This is a genomic window from Dyadobacter sp. 3J3 (genome assembly GCF_009801115.1).
Classification (GTDB): Bacteria; Bacteroidota; Bacteroidia; order Cytophagales; family Spirosomataceae; genus Dyadobacter.
Genome location: NZ_VTOL01000001.1, coordinates 817,208 through 840,422 on the forward strand (window position 1 = coordinate 817,208; position 23,215 = coordinate 840,422).

At 39.3% G+C, this 23,215-nt stretch carries 18 protein-coding genes; 9 read left to right on the forward strand and 9 right to left on the reverse strand.

Annotated elements, in window-relative coordinates:
• Positions 1-142 precede the first annotated feature (142 nt).
• Positions 143-1,585: a sensor histidine kinase gene (locus FZF08_RS03510; protein WP_159467210.1), complete on the forward strand. Its 1,443-nt coding sequence runs from the start codon at positions 143-145 to the stop codon at positions 1,583-1,585.
• A gap of 35 nt (positions 1,586-1,620) precedes the next feature.
• On the opposite strand, the gene FZF08_RS03515 is transcribed toward FZF08_RS03510, so the two are convergent.
• Together FZF08_RS03515 and FZF08_RS03520 are read right to left on the reverse strand one after the other, a co-directional pair.
• On the reverse strand, positions 1,621-1,938 hold the full coding sequence (locus tag FZF08_RS03515; RefSeq protein WP_159467211.1) for a hypothetical protein: 318 nt from the start codon (positions 1,936-1,938) through the stop codon (positions 1,621-1,623).
• Between the two features lie 63 nt (positions 1,939-2,001).
• Entirely contained in the window at positions 2,002-2,289 is a 288-nt protein-coding gene (locus FZF08_RS03520) for a YtxH domain-containing protein (protein WP_159467212.1), read from the reverse strand.
• A 424-nt stretch (positions 2,290-2,713) separates the two neighbouring features.
• Here FZF08_RS03520 and FZF08_RS03525 point away from each other — a divergent pair, with 424 nt between their 5' ends.
• Positions 2,714-3,082 (forward strand): response regulator, encoded by a 369-nt coding sequence (locus FZF08_RS03525; RefSeq protein ID WP_159467213.1) that lies wholly within the window; start codon positions 2,714-2,716, stop codon positions 3,080-3,082.
• 109 nt (positions 3,083-3,191) lie between these two features.
• Here the strand turns inward: FZF08_RS03525 and FZF08_RS03530 are convergent, their stop codons facing one another.
• From FZF08_RS03530 to pgmB, 4 genes are all read right to left on the reverse strand, one after another.
• On the reverse strand, positions 3,192-5,468 hold the full coding sequence (locus FZF08_RS03530; protein ID WP_159467214.1) for a hypothetical protein: 2,277 nt from the start codon (positions 5,466-5,468) through the stop codon (positions 3,192-3,194).
• 126 nt (positions 5,469-5,594) lie between these two features.
• Entirely contained in the window at positions 5,595-6,320 is a 726-nt protein-coding gene (locus FZF08_RS03535) for a DUF1080 domain-containing protein (protein WP_159467215.1), read from the reverse strand.
• Between the two features lie 75 nt (positions 6,321-6,395).
• Positions 6,396-8,705, reverse strand: a complete 2,310-nt coding sequence (locus FZF08_RS03540; RefSeq protein WP_159467216.1) for a glycoside hydrolase family 65 protein — start codon at positions 8,703-8,705, stop codon at positions 6,396-6,398.
• A 64-nt stretch (positions 8,706-8,769) separates the two neighbouring features.
• Entirely contained in the window at positions 8,770-9,426 is a 657-nt protein-coding gene (pgmB, locus tag FZF08_RS03545; protein ID WP_159467217.1) for a beta-phosphoglucomutase, read from the reverse strand.
• A gap of 217 nt (positions 9,427-9,643) precedes the next feature.
• On the opposite strand from pgmB, the gene FZF08_RS03550 reads away from it, so the two are divergent.
• The 4 genes from FZF08_RS03550 (at position 9,644) to FZF08_RS03565 (ending at position 15,783) form a co-directional block, all read left to right on the forward strand.
• Complete coding sequence (locus FZF08_RS03550; RefSeq protein ID WP_159467218.1) at positions 9,644-11,386, forward strand: alpha-amylase family protein; 1,743 nt, start codon at positions 9,644-9,646, stop codon at positions 11,384-11,386.
• A gap of 327 nt (positions 11,387-11,713) precedes the next feature.
• Positions 11,714-13,705: a hypothetical protein gene (locus FZF08_RS03555; protein ID WP_159467219.1), complete on the forward strand. Its 1,992-nt coding sequence runs from the start codon at positions 11,714-11,716 to the stop codon at positions 13,703-13,705.
• Between the two features lie 188 nt (positions 13,706-13,893).
• Positions 13,894-14,730, forward strand: coding sequence for an N-acetylmuramoyl-L-alanine amidase-like domain-containing protein (locus FZF08_RS03560; protein ID WP_159467220.1), 837 nt, complete (start codon positions 13,894-13,896; stop codon positions 14,728-14,730).
• Positions 14,731-14,733: 3 nt separating this feature from the next.
• Complete coding sequence (locus tag FZF08_RS03565; RefSeq protein WP_159467221.1) at positions 14,734-15,783, forward strand: mechanosensitive ion channel family protein; 1,050 nt, start codon at positions 14,734-14,736, stop codon at positions 15,781-15,783.
• A 710-nt stretch (positions 15,784-16,493) separates the two neighbouring features.
• On the opposite strand, the gene FZF08_RS03570 is transcribed toward FZF08_RS03565, so the two are convergent.
• The 3 genes from FZF08_RS03570 to FZF08_RS03580 all read right to left on the reverse strand — a co-directional run bounded on the left by FZF08_RS03570 (position 16,494) and on the right by FZF08_RS03580 (position 19,320).
• Positions 16,494-17,864, reverse strand: a complete 1,371-nt coding sequence (locus tag FZF08_RS03570) for a cell wall metabolism sensor histidine kinase WalK (RefSeq protein WP_159467222.1) — start codon at positions 17,862-17,864, stop codon at positions 16,494-16,496.
• Complete coding sequence (locus tag FZF08_RS03575) at positions 17,861-18,538, reverse strand: response regulator transcription factor (protein ID WP_159467223.1); 678 nt, start codon at positions 18,536-18,538, stop codon at positions 17,861-17,863. Before FZF08_RS03575 ends, FZF08_RS03570 begins: the two co-directional genes overlap by 4 nt.
• A 221-nt stretch (positions 18,539-18,759) precedes the next feature.
• Positions 18,760-19,320 (reverse strand): DinB family protein, encoded by a 561-nt coding sequence (locus FZF08_RS03580; RefSeq protein ID WP_159467224.1) that lies wholly within the window; start codon positions 19,318-19,320, stop codon positions 18,760-18,762.
• Between the two features lie 322 nt (positions 19,321-19,642).
• Between FZF08_RS03580 and FZF08_RS03585 the strand changes: the two genes are divergently transcribed.
• From FZF08_RS03585 to FZF08_RS03595, 3 genes are all read left to right on the forward strand, one after another.
• A complete protein-coding gene (locus FZF08_RS03585; protein WP_159467225.1) occupies positions 19,643-20,248 on the forward strand; it encodes a DUF4136 domain-containing protein in 606 nt (201 codons plus the stop codon).
• 65 nt (positions 20,249-20,313) lie between these two features.
• Positions 20,314-20,973: a hypothetical protein gene (locus FZF08_RS03590; RefSeq protein WP_159467226.1), complete on the forward strand. Its 660-nt coding sequence runs from the start codon at positions 20,314-20,316 to the stop codon at positions 20,971-20,973.
• Positions 20,974-21,025: 52 nt separating this feature from the next.
• A complete protein-coding gene (locus FZF08_RS03595; protein WP_159467227.1) occupies positions 21,026-23,179 on the forward strand; it encodes a hypothetical protein in 2,154 nt (717 codons plus the stop codon).
• Positions 23,180-23,215 lie beyond the last annotated feature (36 nt).

The following is a 23,215-nucleotide window of genomic DNA, read 5'->3' on the forward strand; positions in this document are numbered from 1 at the left end:
TTGCTACGTACATCTGATAAATTTACTATTCTTTATCATAACTTACTTAACCCCGATCAGCAAAATGACAATATTGCGTACATATTTCCACAGACTGAGTATATTAATTCGAAATGTAGATTTTTCACACAACGCTTAATTTATGAAACTTGCTACCTTATCTCTCCTCAACCGTACGCTTAGTGAACATTCACTTTCTTTAATCACCAGATTCCTGTTTGGTACTTCGCTGATACTAATCATTGCTTTATCATATAGTTACCATGAAATTAACCAGGAACAAAACAATTATTCTGAAAAGGTAAATCAGACTCAAAGGGTCATCAGCGTACTCCATCAGGTTTCATCTGCAATGTATGAAACGACTTACCATACCAATAGCTATTTATTTCTAAAAGATACCGCTTATGTTAACAAAACTCTTGCCGCGTTACAAACAATATTTCCTCTGACGCTAAAGTTGGATACACTGGTGGCAGAAAACCGTGCACAACAAAAAAGGCTTAGTGCTCTTAGAGATCATTATATTCAATTTGACAAGTATACAAAGCGGTTAATAAAGGGTGGAAGTTCATCCGATCCGGCGCTTGTTTTTGTCCTTTCAAAAAGAAAAAATTCCGAAGTTGATTCGATGATGAAGCTGATTGTCCAAATGGATCATGTAGAAGATCAACTGATGTTTACGCGTTTGAGGAGCCGGGAAAATTACACCGCCCAGGTTTTCCGATATAACTGGATTATTATGGTTGTGGCAATTGTTTTCCTGTCATCCGCTTTTGTCCTTTTGGATCGCGAGCTTAGGCGTAACAAATTTTACAGGGTTGATCTTGAAAATAAGATTGAAAACCTCAATCGTTCCAATAGTGAGCTTGAACAATTCGCCTATGTAGCTTCCCATGATCTGCAGGAACCTCTTAGGAAAATACGCTCATTTTCCGACCGGATTATTACGAAATACCAAAATGAAGTATCGGGAGAAATTTCGACTATGCTGGGCAAGATTGACGGATCTGCGCAGCGAATGCAGCTTTTAATAAATGATTTGCTTTCTTTTTCAAGAATTGTAAAAACCGGAACAGAAGCTAAAACGCTGAATCTCAACATGGCACTGTCCGACGCACGATCTAACCTTGCCCAAATGATTTTGGAAAACAAGGCCATAATACATGCTGAAAATCTACCAACAATCGAAGGGTATGGCTCGCAAATGGTTCAGCTTTTTCAAAACCTACTGTCCAATTCTCTAAAATACCATCAGGAAAACCTGCCACCTGTTATTTACATCACACATCGCGTTGTTGCGGGAGACATTATTCCGGGGATCAAACCTTCTCACAGCGACATCCATTTTCACCAAATAAAAATTAGTGACAACGGTATAGGTTTTAAAGAAGAATTTGCTGAGAAAATTTTTATAATTTTTAAAAGACTACACGGCCAGCACGAATTTGCAGGAACAGGAATCGGCCTGGCAATATGCAAGAGAGTAATATCAAACCATAACGGTTATATATTCGCAGAGAGTACGGAAGGAAACGGCGCAAATTTTTACATATACCTGCCGTCAGAATCCTTACTTAACTGATCGTCAAAGTTTTAATCTAGGTAAACTATAAAAAACTATTTATCAAAAACCGGTTCAAAAGGAATATTTTCATCTGTGGCTTTTTTAATCCATCTCAAACCTTTGAGCAGAACCTCACGGCCTTCTTCTACACCATGTTTCATAATGACTTTTTCCAGTATAATCGGGGCAATAAAATTCAATGGTACAGGAAGCCGTTTTAATACTGTTTTTGCGAGTGCCGCACCAACACCTATCTCAACTCCTTTTCCGGCCAGCCCTCCGGGCGCAGATGCCATAAATAAATCCTTTACATACGCCGATGCAGTGTGAAGTGATTCTTCAACTTTCTCCTTATCAATATTAGTTTTCATGAGATTAAGTGTAATTGTTAAGCAAATCAACCCGGGTGATTTTTGACATCACCCGGACCTGTTTTAGTTATATTTATTTAGCTCATCAGCGGCATCATCTTTAACCTCTTCGGCTTTTTCCTTGAAGTCACTTTTGTACTGCTCTCCTTTTGCTTTTAAATCATCAGCAGTCTTACTTGCTTTTTCTTTACTTTTTTCAAGTGCTTCAATGAGCTCACTTGCCAAACTATTTGTTCTCTTTTTAATTTTCTTACGAATCTGAGTTCCTTCTTCAGGAGCAAAGAGCATTCCTATTACGGCACCGGCAGCGGCAGCGGTTACAATTCCCCAAAACACTTTACTATTTACCATGATATTGTTTTTTAGATAATGATTTTGAAAAATTAATTGATGACATGAATAAAACTGCTAAAATCTTGTACCCGGCCACCGTAAATTTTTTTACAATATTTTTAAAATATTAAAAATCAATCAGTTGACTAAATAATTGTAAAAAATAATAATACCAAAAGCTAAGTGCAATTATATAAACCAAAATTTCTACTATACACAAATGGGACGGGGTTCTACAAGATGGGGAAGAGCTTTCCGAAAACTAAAATTAAATTAATCCATGAAGATTTTCATTCGAATTTCAATGAACAATATGGCAAGGTTATTGTTTAAAACCGATTATTAATTTAATAGAAAGTACTTGCTGGACTTTCTATTAAATATTAAAAATACTATCACAAATTCCAAAATTTTATCGACTACTTATTTTAGATTGGCAACCATGAAAATTGTTATTATTGAGGATGAAAAGGATTTGGGGATATTGATGCGCAATTTTTTGGTTAAACAATTTAATGTAAAAGCTCCTGATGTTGTAAAAATAGCAACAACGCTGCATGAAGGCATTAATTTTATTGATCAACTAAATCCTGAATGGGTTTTTATTGATAATAACTTACCAGACGGAAAAGGAATTAACGAAATTGAAAATATCAAAAACAGTGGAAGATTTTACAATAGGAAGGTTGTGATGATGAGTGCAATGACAAATCTTCGTGAAGAGGCATTGAGGAAAGGAGCAGATTATTTTCTTGATAAGCCTATCAGCTTTGTTGAAGTTAAAAATCTATTTCACGGGGAGCAACAGTAGATGTTGTTTCCATAGATGCACAAATTATAGCATTTCCCGAATTGGGCAACCAATTCACACTCGTGTAGAGATTAATACACACGAAATAAATGTTCATTTTAGACTATTTTTAGATTAAAACAGGACATCGAGTCCCGCTCCTGCCCTTTTTTCCAGGCATTTTTACTTTCTGAGATTTGTATTTAGGCCTTTTACCTTTCACCATATCCTTGTGCTTTGGATAAGGCAAAAATTTAAAATCGTATTCCGGTATAAAGTAATCCTCCTTATACTCAGCCACAGGTAGTGGCATATAATGTCTTCCTTTGAATGCCAGCGTATCGTACTCATAATCGTAAAGATAAATGGTCACGAATCCGTCTCGACTATATTTTATACCAATGTCGGCGAATGGACCATCATCACCCGCAGAAGCTACCAGTTTCATCATTTCTTTTTGTTTCCCTTTTACAAGTACATTCATATTGTACTGAAAAACCCGGTGAAGAGAATCAATCTGTATCGCGACGCCAAGATAGTATTTGGCATCCTTCATTTTCTGCTGCCCGGCATACATAACAGCCGTATTATTCAACGCACTTTTGTCCTGATAGGTCTGATAACTCAGAGACGCTTCGTCATATTTCTGCCAGTATTTATAAACATTCCCTTGATTAACATTATAAAACTTTCTGGCAGGGGCAACGTCCATGGCCGTTTTGAAATCCTGAAAAGAATTTTCATAACGCACATTTGCATCTTCAATCTGGCGACGCTGCTCATGACGATTTCCCAGGTAAGCCTGCACAATCCCACGGTTGTTATACAAATACGGTAGCTCCGGATTTTCCTTAATCAGACTGTCAAATAACACCATCGATTTGTCAAGCTGATCATTTTCGAGCAAGGTTACTCCCCAGCCATTTTGTGCTTTTATATTTTCACGGTTTAGAGAAATGGCTTTTTTAAATACGTTATATCCCTTTTTAAACATGTCAAAATGTAAAAGAAGGTTTCCGTAATTGCTCCACATCCGGTCGTAAGTCTGTTCGTAATTAAGTGCTTTGCTCAAAAATTGGCCTGCTTCCGAATATCTTTTCTGGTCAATCATGATACTGCTCATACCGGCCAAAGCCTCGTAACGCGCACCATCCAAACGAATTGCGGTTGCAAAATCTTCCTGAGCCTCCTTTGATTTTTTCAAGTAATAGTTTGTAAATCCGCGGGTAACAAACAAATCAGCATAAAATTTATTTTCCGGATCCATGATCGATTCGGCTTTTTTGAAATCCGCCAGCGTAAGTTCAAACTGTTTCATTCCATAATGCGCAACCGCCCTTCCCAGATAGGCGGGCAGATAGGCAGTATCCTTTTTTATTGCCCGGTCGAAAGAATTATAGGCTGATGGATAATCGTGGTTGGATAAATGCGTGTTACCAATTCCGGAAAGTAAAGCGGGTGTTTCCCTTTTCAGCGTGGATGCCAACCGATAATATTGCTGTGCTTCTCTGATCTGGTTCAGTCCGTAAAAAGCATGGGCAATTCCCAGATAGGCATCGCCGCGGAACATTTTGTCATCACTTTCAAGATATTTTTCAAAAACGGCTTTTGCGTTTCCAAACTGGTTAATAGAAAGCAAAGCGTTAGCATAACGAATCTGTGCTTTGGCATGTTTTCGTGCCACTTTTTCAAAATCCTTAACTGCTTTTTTCTGATTTCCGGTATGCATCAAAATATCACCGCGCTGCAAACGATACGCCATGATCTCATCTTTCTGACGAATAGCGTTTGAAAATTCATCTGTAGCCTCTGGAAGTAGATCTGTTTTTTTGTACAACAGCCCAACATTATAGCTCCATTTTCCTTCGGAATTCTTTTGCTGGTTTCCCTGGGCAAAACTTAATCCTTCCGAAAATTTTTTCTCTTTTCCATACGCTACGATGGAGTTTACAACACTGTAAGAATGGTTGGAAACATTGGAAAAATCATCCCGGGCTGCCTGAAATTTACGACTAAGAAGATTGAACAAACCTCTGTTGTACTGCAACTGAGCCTCCTGATCTGACACATCAAGAGATTCCAAAATATGCAGTGCCTTTTGATAACTTCCCGATAACGCAAGGACAACAGCCTCGTTGTTCAAACGCTGAACTGAATCGGAAGGCATAAAAGACTGTTTATCGTATTTTAAAAATTCAGTTTGAAGTTCCCGGAGTTGGTACTGATACTCAGGAGTTTTTAGTAAGGCAGGATTATTTTCTTCGAATGACCTATTGAAAATAACCAGCATATCTTTCAGAAGTCGCTGGCAGGCACTAAAATCCTGCGCTGATGCCGGCTGTTTTACACATACCAAAAACATCACCGACATAATGATCAAGAACGACTGAATGACTTTCCTTCTCATGAACCATAGGCTAGCGCAATTACTAACGTACTATAAATGAACTACATTATCAAAAATTACTTAGTGACCGTGTCATTATAGTTCTTTAGTATCATTTTTTCTTACAATAAACTTATTCAGAATATTTTACAACTTTTTCAACTTAATGTTGCGGTACCAAACCGTACTCCCCCAATCCTGCAAACCGATCCTTCCTGTAAAAGATCCTTTTGCAATAGGTGCTGCTTTGAGCCCGCTGCCTGCGATCCGCTGTTTCCAGTCTGCTCCGGCCAGGTCATGTTCCTGAACCATGAATCCGTTCTGGTATACAGTAAGTTTGTTTTGTTTGATAATAAAATGGATCTGATTCCACTCACCTTCCGGATTTCCTTCTCTCAAACGCGCATTGGCAACACTGAAAAAATCGCTGGCGCGATGCGTATTTTCTTTGGCGCCTTCATAAATTTTATCATCAATGACCTGAAGTTCGAGGCCCGTATCGTGCATGTTTTTGTATTGTGGCGCTTCCTTTACAAAAAAGAAAATACCACTATTGGCATATTTACTAACTTTCCATTCCACCTTAAACTCAAAATCTCCGTTTATAGCTTCATCGATAACGATATCACCACCGCCTTTTGCTTTATTTCCGGCACGTTCCGGCACATTCAATTTAATGGCTCCTTGCTCAATAATCCATGCCGGACCAACCTCTTTTGCGCCATAGGAATGCCAGCCTTTATAATCTTTGCCATCGAAAAGCAATTTCCAGCCTTCCTTTTTTTCCTGTGCCGAAAGTGTATTTAAACTTTGAGAATTAACCTGAAAACTAAATAAAAGAAGAAAATAGAAGAGATGAGGAAATTTGCGCATGATAAATCAGTATTTTATTGATCCGGTGAATACAAGTTCGCCGGATCAATAAAATACTGATTTATCTAAAATAAATTATTTTTTCTCTGTTGTATTGGCAGCAACTGTAAGCGGCTCGCCCTTTATCAAAATGGTAACATCATGGTCTGAAATATTTTCAACAGCCACGCATTCCTGAGTCACCTCAATGCGAAGCAAAGCACCCCGGAATCCGATCCTGAAAGAATAGGAATTCCATTGTTCCGGAATGTACGGATTCAGCGTAAGTACTCCATCTTTTATCCGCTGACCTGCAAAGCCTTTTACAACACTCATCCAGGTACCTGCCATGGAAGTGATGTGCAATCCGTCTTCAGTATCGTTATTATAATCGTCCAGATCAAGCCGGGAGGTCCTAACATACATTTCGTATGCCTTTTCTTTCAAACCAATTTTGGCGGCAAGAATAGAATGTACACAAGGCGACAGTGAGGATTCGTGAACCGTCATAGGCTCGTAAAACTCGAAATTCCGTTTGATTTCCTCAACAGAAAAGTCATCTTCAAACAAATACAAACCTTGCAGAACATCCGCCTGTTTGATAAAACAAGACCTCAAAATTCTGTCCCACGACCATTTCTGGTTGATCGGGCGATGCTCTGTGATATCATCTACTGTCAATATTTCCTTATCAAGAAATCCCTGCTGCTGCAAGTGAACCTGTCTTTCCTGATCGTAAGGGAAATGCATGTTGTCAATAATATTTTTCCAATCTGCCATTTCACCATTAAGGTTAAAATGCGTTTGGAAAATAATTTCGTTTAACCGTTCTGAACCCCATATTTTACTGATCACTTCCAGTGTATACCGCAGCGTCCAGCAAGCGATATAATTGGTATACCAGTTGTTATTGACGTTATTTTCATACTCGTTCGGCCCGGTTACACCCAGCATCACGAATTGTTTTTTCTCGGCAGACCAGGTAATCCGCTGTTTCCAAAATCTCGAAATTCCGATTAATACTTCAAGTCCGTATAGCGACAGATACGTTTCATCACCGGTATATCTTGTATAATCATAAATCGCAAAAGCAATGGCACCGTTCCGGTGAATTTCCTCAAACGTGATTTCCCATTCATTATGGCATTCCTCGCCATTCATGGTCACCATCGGGTAAAGTGCCGCACCGCCGCTAAATCCTAGTTTTTCCGCATTTTCAATTGCTTTTTGCAAATGTTTATGACGATAAACCAGCAGATTTCTGGCAACTTTTTCGTCTGCCGTTGAAAGATAGAATGGAATACAGTAAGCCTCGGTATCCCAATAGGTACTGCCGCCATATTTTTCACCAGTAAATCCTTTCGGCCCGATATTCAGGCGCTCATCTTCCCCGGTGTAGGTCTGGTTTAAATGGAAAATATTAAAGCGGATTCCCTGCTGGGCGGCAATATCACCTTCAATGGTAATGTCATTTTTCTCCCATTTGGCAGCCCAGGCCTGCACATGTTCTGCATATAATTGTGCAAACCCTTTTTCCGAGATGCGTTTTATGTATGTCTTAGCCTCAGGAATCAGCTGATCTCTGTCATAATTGGTTGACGATAAATTAACCGCGTATTTATAAATCGTCAGTTCGTCTCCTTCTTTCACTTCCAGATGCACAACACCGGCCACGTACTTTTCACGGCGTGCTGGTAAAGATTGATAATCCGTTTTCAACCCATTGATTTTCAAATCAAAAGCCATCCCGGTCGCTACCTGAAATTGCTCAACACCATATGGATTTTCTTTCGTTTCCAAAACCAGGTAACCTTCGGAAAAACTGGTTTCCTTATGGATCTCATTCCAGAAGGTTTCATCATAATTAGAATCCCGGTTGCTGATATTCCCATCCAGATACGGTGTAATGGTAAAAGTATCGGTAAAATCCAGCGGCGTAACAGCGTACTGAATCGCTCCGGATTCATCGTCTGCCATACTGCAAAACCTTTTTGAATAAATCTTCAACCGTCTGCCACTGGCAAGCTGAACCGTCGTGACACGTTCGAGTGTTCCTTCCTGCATATTGAGCTCGCGACGAAAATCTTCCACCTGACACGTATTCAGATCCAGGGTTTCCTCTCCTATTTTTATATCAATTCCCGTCCAGTTGCAGGCATTCAGTACTTTTGCAAAATAATTTGGATAACCATTTTTCCACCAGCCAACACGTGTTTTATCCGGAAAATAAACACCTGCGACGTAATTTCCCAGCAACGTTTTTCCGGTATATTGTTCTTCAAAATTCCCGCGCTGACCCATCCGGCCGTTGCCGAGGCTCATCAGACTTTCTGTAATTTCATTGTTGGCAGCGTGGAAACCGTCTTCCACAATGCTCCATTCCTCGTGTGTTATGTAGTTCTTCATTGATTCTGGCTATTGGCTTTTAGCTTTTAGCGGTTAATTTTAGCAGTTCGAATTCTGGTTGCTATTATTTTAATTTTTCGAAAAGATCTTTTACAGTGACACCATCAAAACCGGGCATCACATAATCCGCTTCCGTCAAAACTGAGGCCTGCCCAATACCAACCCCGATCATCCCACCCGCTTTTGCAGCCTGTATGCCAGCCACGGCATCTTCAAACACAATGCAATGTTCCGGTAAAACTGACAAATCTTCGGCACCCATTAAAAAAACCTGAGGATCAGGTTTTCCTTTTGTGGCGCGGTTTCCGTCTACTATGGTATCAAAATAGGCAAGCATGTCCAGATTTGTGAGAATGGTTTTTGCATTCTTACTGGCCGATCCCAAACCTGTTTTTATCGAATCTGCTTTTAATTCATCCAAAAAATCACGCACCCCCGGAAGTGCATCATCTGGCGTAATTTGTTTGCAAAATTCCAGATACTTAACATTTTTCTCAGCAGCATATTTCAATTTCTCCTCTTCGCTTAATTTTACCTTGCCAATTCCAAGCACGATTTCCAGCGATTCCATACGGCTGATCCCCTTTAATAATTCATTTTGTTCCAGTGTTAAATCAAATCCAAGCTGGTTAGCAAGCTGGCGCCAGGCCAGGTAATGGTATTTGGCAGTATCTACGATCACTCCATCCAGATCAAAAAGGCAAGCTTGAACAGTCGGCATATCATTTCAAAATTTAATATCTTGCAAAATAGTAAAAAGAGCATTTTCGCTCACGTAGTCAAACGTTATTTAAAAAAAGTAATTCTATAATCCGTAATAAACCTGAAATTAGCCTAACTAATTTTATCAATTAAATAAAGATTTCTTTTTATTTCAAACAAATAACACGCCCGGTGCCTGTTATTTGTATTTTTGTTCTAATACACCGAAACCTGCTATGCCTGCGATCAACCAAGATAAACATATCTTTTATCAGATTTTTACACGATTATTTGATAATCAAAATACAACAAACAAAATATATGGGACAATCTCGGAAAATGGGTCCGGGAAATTTAATGATATCACGGCAACTGCGCTTGAATCGATTAAAAAATTCGGGATAACGCATGTCTGGTATACCGGAATAATCGAACACGCAACGCTGACTGATTATTCCGAATTTGGAATAAAAACAGATCATCCGCTGATTGTTAAAGGAATGGCGGGTTCACCTTATGCCGTAAAAGATTATTATGATGTGGATCCGGACCTTGCAGTTGACGTAAAAAACCGGATGCAGGAATTTGAAGATCTGGTAAAAAGAACGCATCATTCCGACTTAAAAGTCATTATTGATTTTGTCCCCAACCACGTTTCCCGTCAATACCATTCAGACACGGCCCGGTCATCAGGAATCAAAGATTTTGGAGAAGATGATGATACTTCGGTAAGCTTTAATCCAAATAATAATTTTTATTACATTCCAAACCAGGATTTCATTGTTCCGGAAGGCCACAAACCGCAGGTTAATGTGACCTCTCCCTATTCGGAAAGACCAGCAAAAGCGACAGGAAACGATGTTTTCCAGGCACAACCAAGCCAGTACGACTGGTATGAAACAATAAAATTGAATTATGGTGTAGATTACCTGGACGGGCACAGAACCTATTTTGATCCGATCCCGTCGACCTGGTTGAAAATGCGGGATATTCTTATTTTCTGGGCTGCAAAAGGGGTTGATGGATTTCGTTGCGATATGGCAGAAATGGTACCTGTTGAGTTCTGGGGCTGGGTGATTCCGGAAATCAAAAAGATCAATCCTGAGATTATTTTCATCGCCGAAATTTATAATCCAGCCCAATATCACAGTTACCTGAAAACCGGCCAGTTCACGTATTTGTATGATAAAGTTGGCTTATATAATTCCCTTCGCAGATTAATGGAAGGCGGCGGAACTGTGGAAGATATCACAAAATTGTGGCAGCAAGAGTCAGGCGATATTTCTGAAAATATGCTCCGATTTTTGGAAAACCATGATGAACAACGTATTGCATCGAAATATTTTGCCAACGATCCATGGATAGCGGTACCTGCCATGACGCTCAGCGCTACCTTGCACACAGGCCCTTTGATGCTTTATTTCGGACAGGAATTGGGCGTGAACCCAACTGAATCCGAAGGTTTTCAGGGAGAGGATGGACGTACGACTATTTTTGACTATTGGAGTATTCCCGAAATTCAGGAATTTGCAAACGGGGGAAAATTTGACGGCGCATTATTGGGAAATGATCAGAAAAGACTGCGTGCTTTTTATGAAAATCTGAATAAGTTCGTCACCAAAAATGAAGCGGTTTATGCAGGAAGTTTTTATGATCTTCAATACGTAAATATTGACGGACAAAGCCCGGATTATGACAAAACACGTATTTACAGCTATTTACGTTACACCGACAAGCAGAAACTGTTGTTTATTTACAATTTTGATAAAGAAAAAACCTATCATACTAACGTCCGTATCCCTCAGGATGCGTGGACGGATACTTTGAAATTAAAATCTACAGGATCTTATATTTTGAAACAGGTTTTCCCATTGCTGATCTTAACTCCAAATATTAAACCATCCGAAATAACTTCTACCGGAATTGCCATCACACTTCCGCCAGTTTCGGTTTATGTTTACGAAATTGTTGAAAATTAGTATGCTTAACAATACTGGAAATTGGCCTTTATTCTTTCTTCTAAACACAAAAGAAAGAATAAAATTACCAAGCCAATTTTCCTGTATTATAAAAAAAATAAACTTTAAATATCCCAACACATCCTTGCACTATTGGGGCAAAAGTCCTATTTGGGTCAAAAAGAAGTATTAGATTTACGTTAATGGCATAGCATTTATTGATTCGTGCCGGTAACGAAACTGATATTTATTGAAAATCAGATCATTTTATTTTTTATCAATATCCCGAATATACGGATCGGACGAAATATTTTTTATCCGGTATAAACGCTTAAATTCTTCTACCTTATGAGCAGCGTTTTAGATCCAAGCCGTATTAATTATCTGGGGAAATTTATTGAACTCATCCGAAGTTCATACAACGCGAAGACCAACAAGGATAAACCCTCTTCGGAAATCCTTACTGCTGTCCTGATGGATCGTCGTGAAAAAGACCTGTTAGCAGACCAGATTAATTCCATTCTTAAATCAACCAAATTCGTTTCACTGCTTACAGAATCTGAGATTGGTGCGAACCGCGGTTTTTTTTCGGATGCATTTGCAAGATTAGGTTATAAATTTCTCCCGCCGGTTCATGAAGAAACCGAACTTCGTACACAGTTTGATAATTTGTTTAATCACAAAAAAGATTATTTCTGGGTACAGGCCATTCCGGATGAAAACTGGTGTAATTTCTTTGTAGACATATTCAGGAAAAACAGCCCGGCTTTAACTCAATACATTGAACGAGAACTTTTAAACTCCATTTTGGTGCTCGCACAACGCGCTGCCAATTTGGGAATTGAACCGGAAGTCGTCTCCAAAATTCCACGTGTGGATGATCTTGATTCTCCTTTTTTAGGATTGAATCGTGAAGTGATGCTGTATGTTGAAAAAACGATAAACCAGTTTGACTACAAAAACGAAGACCGGGATAATGATTACAAACATATTCTGGTGATGATTAATCAATGCAAAAGCCAGGTTTCATATATCTATAAACACAAAGATCTTTTTGGAATAAGTTTGCAACTTACAGCGCTGATCCGGCAACTGGAACAATATTTAAAACGACTTACCCAATTACTTGATTTGCTGCAAACGAATGAAAAAGACAGGCAGTGGCTCATTATAACACATTTGTTGAAAGAATTCGTTTATGCAGAAAATACAAAATACAGTCTTCGAAAACACTTTTCTATAAACCTGCAATTACTGACTTTCAAAGTCATTGAAAATACTTCCAAAACAGGGCAACATTATATTTCTTCAGACAGGGCCGGTTACTGGAAGTTATTTCGAAGAGCTTTGGGAGGAGGAGTCGTGGTGGGTTTGCTTTGCTGCAACAAAACAAGATTGTATTTTCAGCATCTGCCTATTTTCTGGGAAGCCTTTTTTTACAGTATGAATTATTCGTTTGGCTTCATGCTGATCCACATACTTGGTTTTACAATCGCGACCAAACAACCAGCCATGACGGCCTCCACTATTGCTGCCAATCTTAGCAACAACGGCGAAAACCCAAACTGGCTTGAAACAACTACGCAGCTTCTGATCAGACTTATCCGAAGCCAGTTTATTTCGTTGGTGGGAAATGCTGCCATTGCTTTCCCCGTTGCTTATGGTTTTGACAGACTTTATTATTACGCCTACGGTTATCACATTGCCGATGCTGCGAAAGCAATAAAACTGATTGGAGAACTGAATGCGTGGGAAAGTCTGGCTATTCCCCATGCAGCTATTGCCGGCGCTTATCTAATGATATCAGGCTTAATTTCAGGATATTATGAAAACAAATGGATTTATGACAAGTATACTTTAAGGATCAAAAGTCACCCCGGACTTATCCGGTTTTTTGGACAGGACAAACTGAACCGGATTGCGATTTACCTTGAACATAATTTCGGCGCTCTGGCCGGAAATTTTGCATTGGGTATTTTTCTTGGAGCAACAAGCGCGGTTGGTTTTACGCTCGGGATACCGCTGGATATCCGTCACATTACATTTGCTTCTGGCAATTTCGGATTGGCATTTGCCGGATTGCACAGCCACATTTCAACTGATTTGTGGATTAATTCCATTATTGGTATTTCTTGTATTGGCATAATGAACGTGCTCGTAAGTTTCGGGCTTTCTATCGCGTTTGCTCTTAAATCCAGAAATGCAAAATTTAGTGAGGTGAAAAGCCTGTTGGGGAATTTGTCATGGCAATTCTTTCATCACGGGTCTGCATTCTTTTTCCCGGTGAAGGAAACTGTTGCAGTCAATGACGAGCTTCCTGAGGTAATTGTTAACCGATAGGTGCGCAATTGATATGGAAAGTGGTTTGAACGAAGACCATTATATTTCCAAATTATCATAAATTTGTTTTAAATAGCAGTTTTAGTGAAGTGAGTGATGTAGATACTCTTCAAAATTCACTTTATTGTTAAAAATAATTTCTCCTTAAAGATTATCACGTTATGAACAGCGGTAAATTATTACCTGCAATGAAAATAAGAATTAAGATTTTACAATTATTCACATTTTCATTACTAATATTTTTCTCATCAGCATCACAGGCGCAATTAGCCACACAGAAAGTTTTTACCCAAAAAATGGAGCTTCCCGGTAACGGTGATTTGGGAACACAGGTTTTACGCATGGCAGAATCTTTTCTGGGTACGCCGTACGTCGCAAGCACATTGGAAGGAAATCCGACTGAAAAGCTTGTCTGCAAATTCGATGGACTGGATTGTACCACGCTTGTTGAGAGTTCAATAGCACTGGCTATTGCGAAAAGTGAAAACCTGAGTTATGATGGCTATAAAACTGAACTTACAAAAATCAGGTACCGGGATGGCGTTATAGACGGCTATCCTTCAAGATTACATTACGTTTTGGACTGGATGTATGAAAATGAAAAACGCGGCCGACTGGAAGATATAACATCCAAAGTGGGTGGTATACCTTATAAAAAGGAAATTAATTTTATGTCAACCCACGCTAATTTTTATCCGGCACTGGATAATACGGAGGTTTGGGAGAAAATTAAGGAACAGGAAAATATTATTAACAGCAGAGAGTATTCTTACATTCCAAAAGCGCATCTTCAAAAAACAGAACCTATGCTGCGCGATGGAGATATTGTTGCTTTCACCTCCTCTGTGGAAGGACTTGATTGTAACCACATGGGTATTATTACAAAAATCGGAAACCGCGCATACTTAATGCATGCATCGCTGGCAGGAAAAAAAGTAATGTTATCCAGTCTTCCCTTAGCAGAATACGTGGCATCCGTTCCTAAACATACAGGGATGATCGTGGCGCGGCTCACAGAACAATAAACAATGAATAACTTTCTGGCATTACTTGATTACAAAAATTCTCCCTGGCTAATTATTTTACTGGCCATGATCATTGGCCTGGTCATTAGTTTGATTGTCATCAAAACAATTGCGATTACCGCAAGAAAAAAGGAATGGCCAGTCATTCGGGCAATTCATCAGAATCAAACCAGCGTTCTGTATTTTTTCATTCCGTTACTGATCATCACATTAATAACAAAAACCTACTCAGAATCACATCCTCCCTATGAATTTACGCATGGAATCAGCAAAATAGCACTGATTGCGGTAAGTACCTGGTTGATGACGCGTATTGTTATTATCGTTGAAAAAATCCTGATTGATAAACTTGATTTTGACACTCCGAATAATAACGATGCAAGAAAGCTTTACACTAAAATCAAATTTGTAAAGCGGATGATAATCATTCTGACAATTATTTTTGGTGTTTCAATCTTATTGTTGAGTTTTGACAGCGTTCGTCAATATGGTGTCGGGATACTAACATCAGCAGGTATTGTCAGTGTGATCATCGGTTTTGCAGCGCAAAAATCGCTTGGTAATCTGTTAGCGGGTATTCAAATCGCCTTTACCCAGCCTATCAAAATTGATGATGTTGTGATTGTCGAAGGCGAATGGGGACGAATTGAAGAAATAAATCTGACTTATGTCGTTGTTAATATCTGGGATCTGCGCCGGATGGTTTTACCGATAACTTATTTCATCGAAAAACCTTTTCAAAATTGGACAAGAAATGACAGCACCTTAATTGGTACAGCATTTTTCAATTTAAATTATCACACGCCCGTTGAAAAGTTACGCGAAAAATTGGAACAAATTCTGTTAAATACGCCTCTTTGGGATGGGAAATCCTGGGCTTTACAGGTGACAGATACACAGGCACAATTCATGGTTGTTCGTGCTATTATGTCTGCCCGAAATTCTTCACAGGCTTTCGATCTGCGTTGTCTGGTTCGTGAAAAAATAATTGAATTTATTCGTGATGAATATCCGGAATCTTTGCCAGGACTGATGATTGAAGAACAGAAATAACTATCCCACGGGATAAATCCCACGGCGATCAAATCGGTCATACCTATGTTATTTTTCCTAAATAAATTTTAGATTGATATAACCAATGCCGTAGGCATGGCCGACATTGTAGCCGTGGGTTTCAACCCACGGAACCACGGAACCACGGAACCACCGACGCACGGAACCGAAACCTACGGAAAACACGAAAAAAACCAATTTATATTTTCAAACAAAACGTAAAAAAATGGCCATCGAAACCCGATGGCCATTTTTTGTCTTACTACTCACCTCTCAATTTAACTTATTACAGTTAAGCGTTGAATCTTACATGCTGCCAATAACTCATTGAACAGCGTCGATAGTTATTTCTATCAATTTCATTTTTCCATTTCCAAGTCAATATGGAACGGGTTATATTTTCATTGCTCCGGATCAATTAAGACACTTTAAAATCTCAATTACTTCCTTTTGGCAATTTTATTATTTACTTATTTATCAAACAATTAATATCACCAACACCCATTTCACTTTTGACAATAAACCCTGCGGCCGGACCATTTATTGCCAAGTAAATACCTTCCTAAAAACGGCGATATGAAAACTTATACAATTGAAAACCAGTCCTATCATAAAATCTTCGACCGCGATTTTATGATACAAATGACCTCAGACCTTGTTAAAGTCAGATTAATGCAAAATTAAAAACGAATTAAAAAGAAAGAGATTTTTCAGAAAGGCGGGAATTTCAATGTAAAGGTACTTCCAAGGCCAACTTTGGACTCCACATCGATACTTGCGCCCTGCATTGTGATAATGCGTTTTGTAAGCGCTAATCCAATACCATAACCGGCCTTGCTCATCGTAGTGGCACTGCGGTAAAAAGTATCAAATACATAAGGTAATTCAGAAGCTGCAATACCCATGCCGACATCCTTGAAGGAGATTTTAATAAGGTCTTTATCTATTTCAAGAAATACATTAACGCTATGATTATCAGAATATTTACATGCATTATCCATCAGATTCATAAATGCAGTTCTCAAAAGGCTTTCATCGCCATATCTTAATAATTCCTCTTCATTTTCCGGAATCTGGTCATAATTGATATGAACCTTATAGCCCGAATTTTTTTGCTGGATAGAAGCTTGCGCCTGCCACAAAACTTCATCAATCCTGATTTTCGAAAAAGTAACCCGAAATGCATGTTCCTCCGTCCTTGCCAGTTCAAGCAATCTGCTAACGAGTTCATTCATTTCCTTTACCTCTTCCAGAATTCCTTTTAAAGCTTCCTCATAATAATCCCCGTTCCGGGCCTTCATGAGGGCGACTTCCACTTCGCTCATAATTAACGCAAGCGGTGTGCGCAATTCATGGGAAGCATGTGAAACGAAATTCTTCTGGGCTACAAATGCGATTTCCAGCCGGTTCAGCATAAGATTGAACGTTTGTGCGAGCAATGCCAGCTCGTCCTTTTCGCGGCCAACTGTAACTTTATCATGGAGGTTTCCTGCGGAAATATTATTTACCTGAGCGATAATATCGGATACAGGTTTTATCGCATCCGTAGCAAATTGCCAACCAGCCACAGCTACCAAAATGAGCGAAAGTAGCCATCCAATAACCAAAATCTCGCGCAAGCGCTGTAATTGACTTGAACCAAGATGGTCATTTGCAATAGCCACCACCACCCAGGGCTTGCGGTGGTCCTGCAAAATATGCCTGATAACTATTACTTCTTTTTTAGCATGTTTGGTGTGAATCTCCTTGCCGCTCCGGGCATCCGTCAGCATTTGATGTGTAAGAACAAACTCAAAAGAACCACTATTAAAAATCACAGAATCCCCACCGTCATAAATCGTTATTTCTTCATCGAGCAATACGGTGTTATTTTCTTTCTCAATTTTGTCAATGTCCGCCTTACTTATTCCTTTACTAGCCTCCACCAACTGCGCAATTGTTTGTCCACGTTCATTCAGGAATGAATAAAACTGTTTTTCCCGGTACTGATCATAAAAAAAGTAAATCGACAAACAGAAAAGCGCCATGATGGAACCAACCAACATGGTAAATAGTAAAGTAAGCCGGGTTTTTATGTTCATTCTTCCTTAAAAATATAACCCATCCCAACCACCGTATGAATCAGTTTTGTCGTGTAATCTTTATCTACCTTTTTGCGTAAAAAATTGATATAAACGTCAATTACATTCGTACCTGTATCAAAACGAATATCCCATACCTGTTCTGCAATATCAACCCTTGATACTACCCTTCCCCGGTTTCGCATCAGATATTCCAGCAAGGCAAATTCTTTGGCTGTCAGATCGATCCGGTTACCGGCTCTTCTGGCCACTTTTTCGTCAAGATTCAATTCCAGATCAGCAAGTTTCAATATCTGGCTGGATTGCTCACGGTTGCTGTTTCTTTGTGATAAAACTTTGATACGGGCAATCAGTTCCCGGAATTCAAAAGGTTTTACCAGATAATCATCACCACCTGCTTCAAAACCATCCAGTTTGTCATCAATCGTGCCAAGTGCCGTTAGAAACAAAATTGGCGTGGTCAATCCGTCATTCCTAAGTTGTTTAGCCAAATCGTAGCCATTGAGCAATGGCAGGTTAACGTCCAGAATAATGACATCAAATCTGTAATTGGAAGCCATTTTCTTTCCGACCTGACCATCATAGGCGAGTTCTACTTCCCAAGACTGTTCTTCAAGACCGCGTTTTAAAAATCCAGCCAGTTTCGGCTCATCTTCTACAACTAATATTTTCATACGCTTAGGGTTATTCTGAAAAATCTATCAAATGTGGCACAGATTTCAGACATTTCATAAAAAAAGCCACTCGATGAACCGAATGGCTTTTTGACATATATCCACACCATTAAAGAGATTGTATTCATAGAATACTTCCTTCAATTATTATGCAAAATATAACATTTTCTTAGTATTTATCGCAAAGTTTATAAGAAATGCAAAATTTTATATAAGTCAGATCAATAATAATCGTCACTGCCACCAAAATTCGCTTTGTCATCAAATGCTCCGAAATCATCTTCTTCTTCCAGTTGCATTCCCTTCAAAGCCTTCTTGATCAGACCTATCTGGCCGGCATGATACACATCATGCTGGATTACGCCGTGTATCATTGTGTAGTAAGAATAATCTCTTCCAGGCACAAAATCTTCTAGAAAACTATCATTTTCTAATTTTTCAAGCTCTGAAATAAGCTCTTCCTGTGACAAGCTTAATTCCATTTGAATAGCTTCCCATTCAAATTCGTCTACAACAGGAAACTTTTTCCAGTCCTTGTCCAGCGTTTTTATATCAAATTCTTCATCACCCTGAATTTTGCGGACGGCAAATATTCTCCAGGTAGTCATGTGATATACAATTTCTGCAATGGAATGTGTATTTGAGCTTAGTCGTAACTCAGCCATTTTTGGCGTCACATCCCGTAATGCCTCAACTACGGACGGGCCGTACCAGGCTTCCTCACTTTCATAAGTATCGTTGAGTACATCTATGATCCTTAAAATCTCTTCTTTTGTTTCCATATATAATTGGTTCGAATCTCGAAATTACATTTCAGCTTGCGTGACAAATTTTTATTAATACTAAAATAAAACAACGAACGGGACAAAATCAAATAAAGTTCGGCGGCACTAATTTCAATGTTCCAAACTACACAATTCCACCGAAATAAATTTATTCAACATTGTTATTTTATTGAAATCATTACAACCAAAATCTATTCCGCATGGTCATAATAAAACGTATCGCATAAATAAAAAGAAAAAATAAATGTGTTAAATACGGAAAAGTAAAATGATCATTTTTAAAATTCGTTATTAAAAAGTAAAAACAGAAAATATCATCATGCTAAAAAAAGCTTCATTTTTAATCATTTTTGCCGCAATCTGGCTGACATCCTGCACCAAGGATCCGATCAACGATTTAACTGATCTGGATTCTCAGGTTTTTATTACAAATCATGATAAAAGTATAGATTTTAAACAATTCAAAACTTTTAGTATTGCCGATTCTGTCATCGTTGTCCAAGACGAAAGATCTGGTACCGCGCTGACTGATCTTGACAAACAAATGTTATCCAGCATTATATCAAAAATGCAAAGCCAGGGCTACACCTATGTAGCTGCCAGCAGCAAACCTGATGTTGACCTTACCGTTGCCCGAATTACAAATACGTATCTTAATGTAACTTCTACTCCCTATTCATCCTATTACGGTGGGTATTATGGAGGTTATGGCTACGGCTATCCAAGTTATTATTCTTATTACGAAACCAGCGAAAGCTATTGGTCCGTTTCCATGCTTGACCTAAAAAATGCAAATGCCACAACCAAGACTTTAAATGTGGTATGGAATGCGCAAATTCGCGGTTCCGGTTTAGCTAATACGGATTATTTCAGCCAGATGATGGATTCCATTTTCGGCCAGTCAACCTATCTGAAAATCAACTAGACCAGTTTTATTGCTTTCTGATTTTATTGATCGGGAAATAAATAATTTAAAAACATTATTTCAAAATGAAAAAATTAGTCATTGCTGCGTTTCTTTTAGCTGGTTTTGTACCTGCTTTGGCTCAGGAACAGGCACCGAAATTATATACATTAGCCTCTCCTTATGAGCGTTACACCACTTATCTCGTAACTGCACGTTTAACGAGTGCTATACCGATTGGATCTTTCAAAAATGATTACATTGATAAAACATCCTTTGAAAATTATTCGATTTCACTGGAATGGGTTTTACAAAATTCTTTTTCTGTCGGCGGTGAGATTGGATATTCTTATTTCAAACAAAGATTACCAAGAGCACTTTACATGTCAGGAGACCAGACAATTTCTGCTGTTCAAACCCGAACTGTATCTCAATATCCAATCCAGGCATTTGTGAACTATCACTTGTTGCCAAAAAATTCATCCATCCAGCCTTACGTCCAGCTAAGCGCCGGAGGCAGTATTCTTGATTATACCGTTTATTACGGAAGCCTGGCCGATCAGAAACAGAAAATCCGTCCGACTTATGGCGTTGGCGTTGGTTCCAAATTTCTGTTTAAAAAAGACGGCTCTTTTGGCGCGGATGTGCGGGTCAAATACGCGGCAACATCTTTTAAATACGACTATCTTACCACCGGAATTTCATCTCTCAATACTTCCATTGGTTTGTTTTACCGTTGGTGGTAGCCTATATTTAGCCGTTCACAGTTAATTTTCAGCTTTGCATAAAAAAAATATTTTGTCAAAATCAGTAATTATTTGGATCAGTACACTACTCCTGGTTTTTTCGGGAGCGGGTATCTGGGCCTGGCAAAGGTATGGGCCATCAGAAGGAAAAGTTTTTGTAGAAATCCCAAACGAGCTGCCTGTCGCCATCACGATCGATTCTGCTTCTAATGCCTGTGATCTAACCGTGCGTCGCTACCGGCAAATTGGAAAAGAAATGCAGTTTGAACTTGCCGCCAACGCGGGAGGACTTGCGCCATACAATGTTGAAATTGTCCAGAATGGAAAAGTACAACGTTTTGAAAAAGTACCGCATCGTCTGGGTCTGTGGCTTACGTTGACCAATCTTACTTTGAATGGTGGAAAAACTTCAATAAAGGTAAGCAGTCTTGGACAGCCTGGATGTGAGACAACGGCAGAATTTGATTACAACGCTTCTTTAATAACCCAGATTCTTGACGAGTCAAAATGGGTACGACAAGGCAGTAAGGACACCTGGCTTGATGTCCGTCCGGTTGTCAAAAATAACCGCATTTACCTCAAAGATTTTGCCAATTTTCAGGATGGCCGCACGCATGTTGTCATGATTGATAATATTGTGGTAAGCGGACTCGAAAACGGCGTGGAAGTTAAACCCGGATATCTTTACAATGTTACTGCCAAATGGATTGATGCACCCTATAACGATTGGTGGAACAGTCTGAAAAACCGCAGCGTACGTCAGCAAAATATCTGGATCAGTCCAAATGGTGTTGCAACAAAAGAAGAGTCCACGCTCACGCGCATAGATATTCCTGCATGGTACGCACCAAAAAAGGATATTAACGTGCACTTTGACACCGATTTTCCTGAATTCAAACCCATTGAAGGAAAGCTGGTAATGCAATACAGGCTCAACAACTGGGTACCTGCGCAAAATTATTTCAACCGGGGTATCACACATTTACCCGCGTGGGAAAAAAATATCCCTACGGATAAAATGCACTGGACTGCGTCTCCTGGTCTTTTTCAGGATAAAAATCAGGATTGGTTTGCAAGTTTATCAAGGGAAGAAGTAGAGAAATCAGGAAATAATATTACAGGTTTCGGAGCTTATGCTTTCGATTTTGAATTCTGGAACCAGGTCTATAATCCGGAAGTAAAACAGCGCCTAATCTGGTTTGCGGAACGGATCAGAAAAAATAACCCAAACATAAATCTGTTCGATTATTGGGGAGGAAGTGCTTACACCAATCCGCATTTCAATACACTGAATGATAAAAAGCCGGGTGCGTTTTTGAAAGATTATGACAATCCTGCTCCCAATCATACCAACTATGATGCTTTGCCAAATGGCGACAGTTTTCAAAATGTATTCAATGTTTCGCCCACGGATGTGTACCCACGGCCTTCTTTTGGGGTAGATGAGCAGGGAAATACACCTAACAATTTCGCTTTACTTTCTGCCATTCACGCCCTGCGTATCAATGAACTGATTCCGTTTCAAAAGAAAAATAAATCGATATTTTACGCCTGGAACCGTTATATGCCACTCTATAAAGATCCGGTTGTGCCCTGGCATTTAGAAACTTCCAATCCAAAAGGAGAACTTGTTTTTGGTCAGCTCGAAATGATGCCTGCGAGCCAGGCATTGAGTATGTCGCTTTTTTCACTTATTCTTTTCGATGGTTATTACATTTGGCATGATAGCCAGCCGGCAGGCAGAGGCGCAAATTCCTACCGAATTACGCCGGAATCATCGGATTGGGGAAAGGAATGGTATCCGGCTGATGCGAAAACCAATATTTCCGTTTTCAACAGAACAGTTCCTGATGGAGAAGCTCCCCGCTATTGGGATTATCCCACAGAATTCTACGTCCTGGGAAACTGGATGGCAAAACAGGTTGAAGATGTTCTCGTTGGCGGGACAAATCAAGATTTGGCCTATGAAATAAATGGAATCTGGCACGAGCCAAAAAAAGGCCAGGCAGCGTTGGTAGCAGATAAAAAAGAACCTTTTATTTCTGCAATTGTAAAAGGAAATAAAATTGTAGTACTGGGTGTAGATAGCTTCCAGCCTCCTACCGCTACTAAAAAACTTACAGTAAAATTACCTGACGGAGAAAAAACCACGATTTCACTTTACGGAAATTGGCCTGCGCTATACCGCGGTACTTTGAAAAAATAAAATGATTGAGCCGGAATTTCTTACAAATTCCGGCTC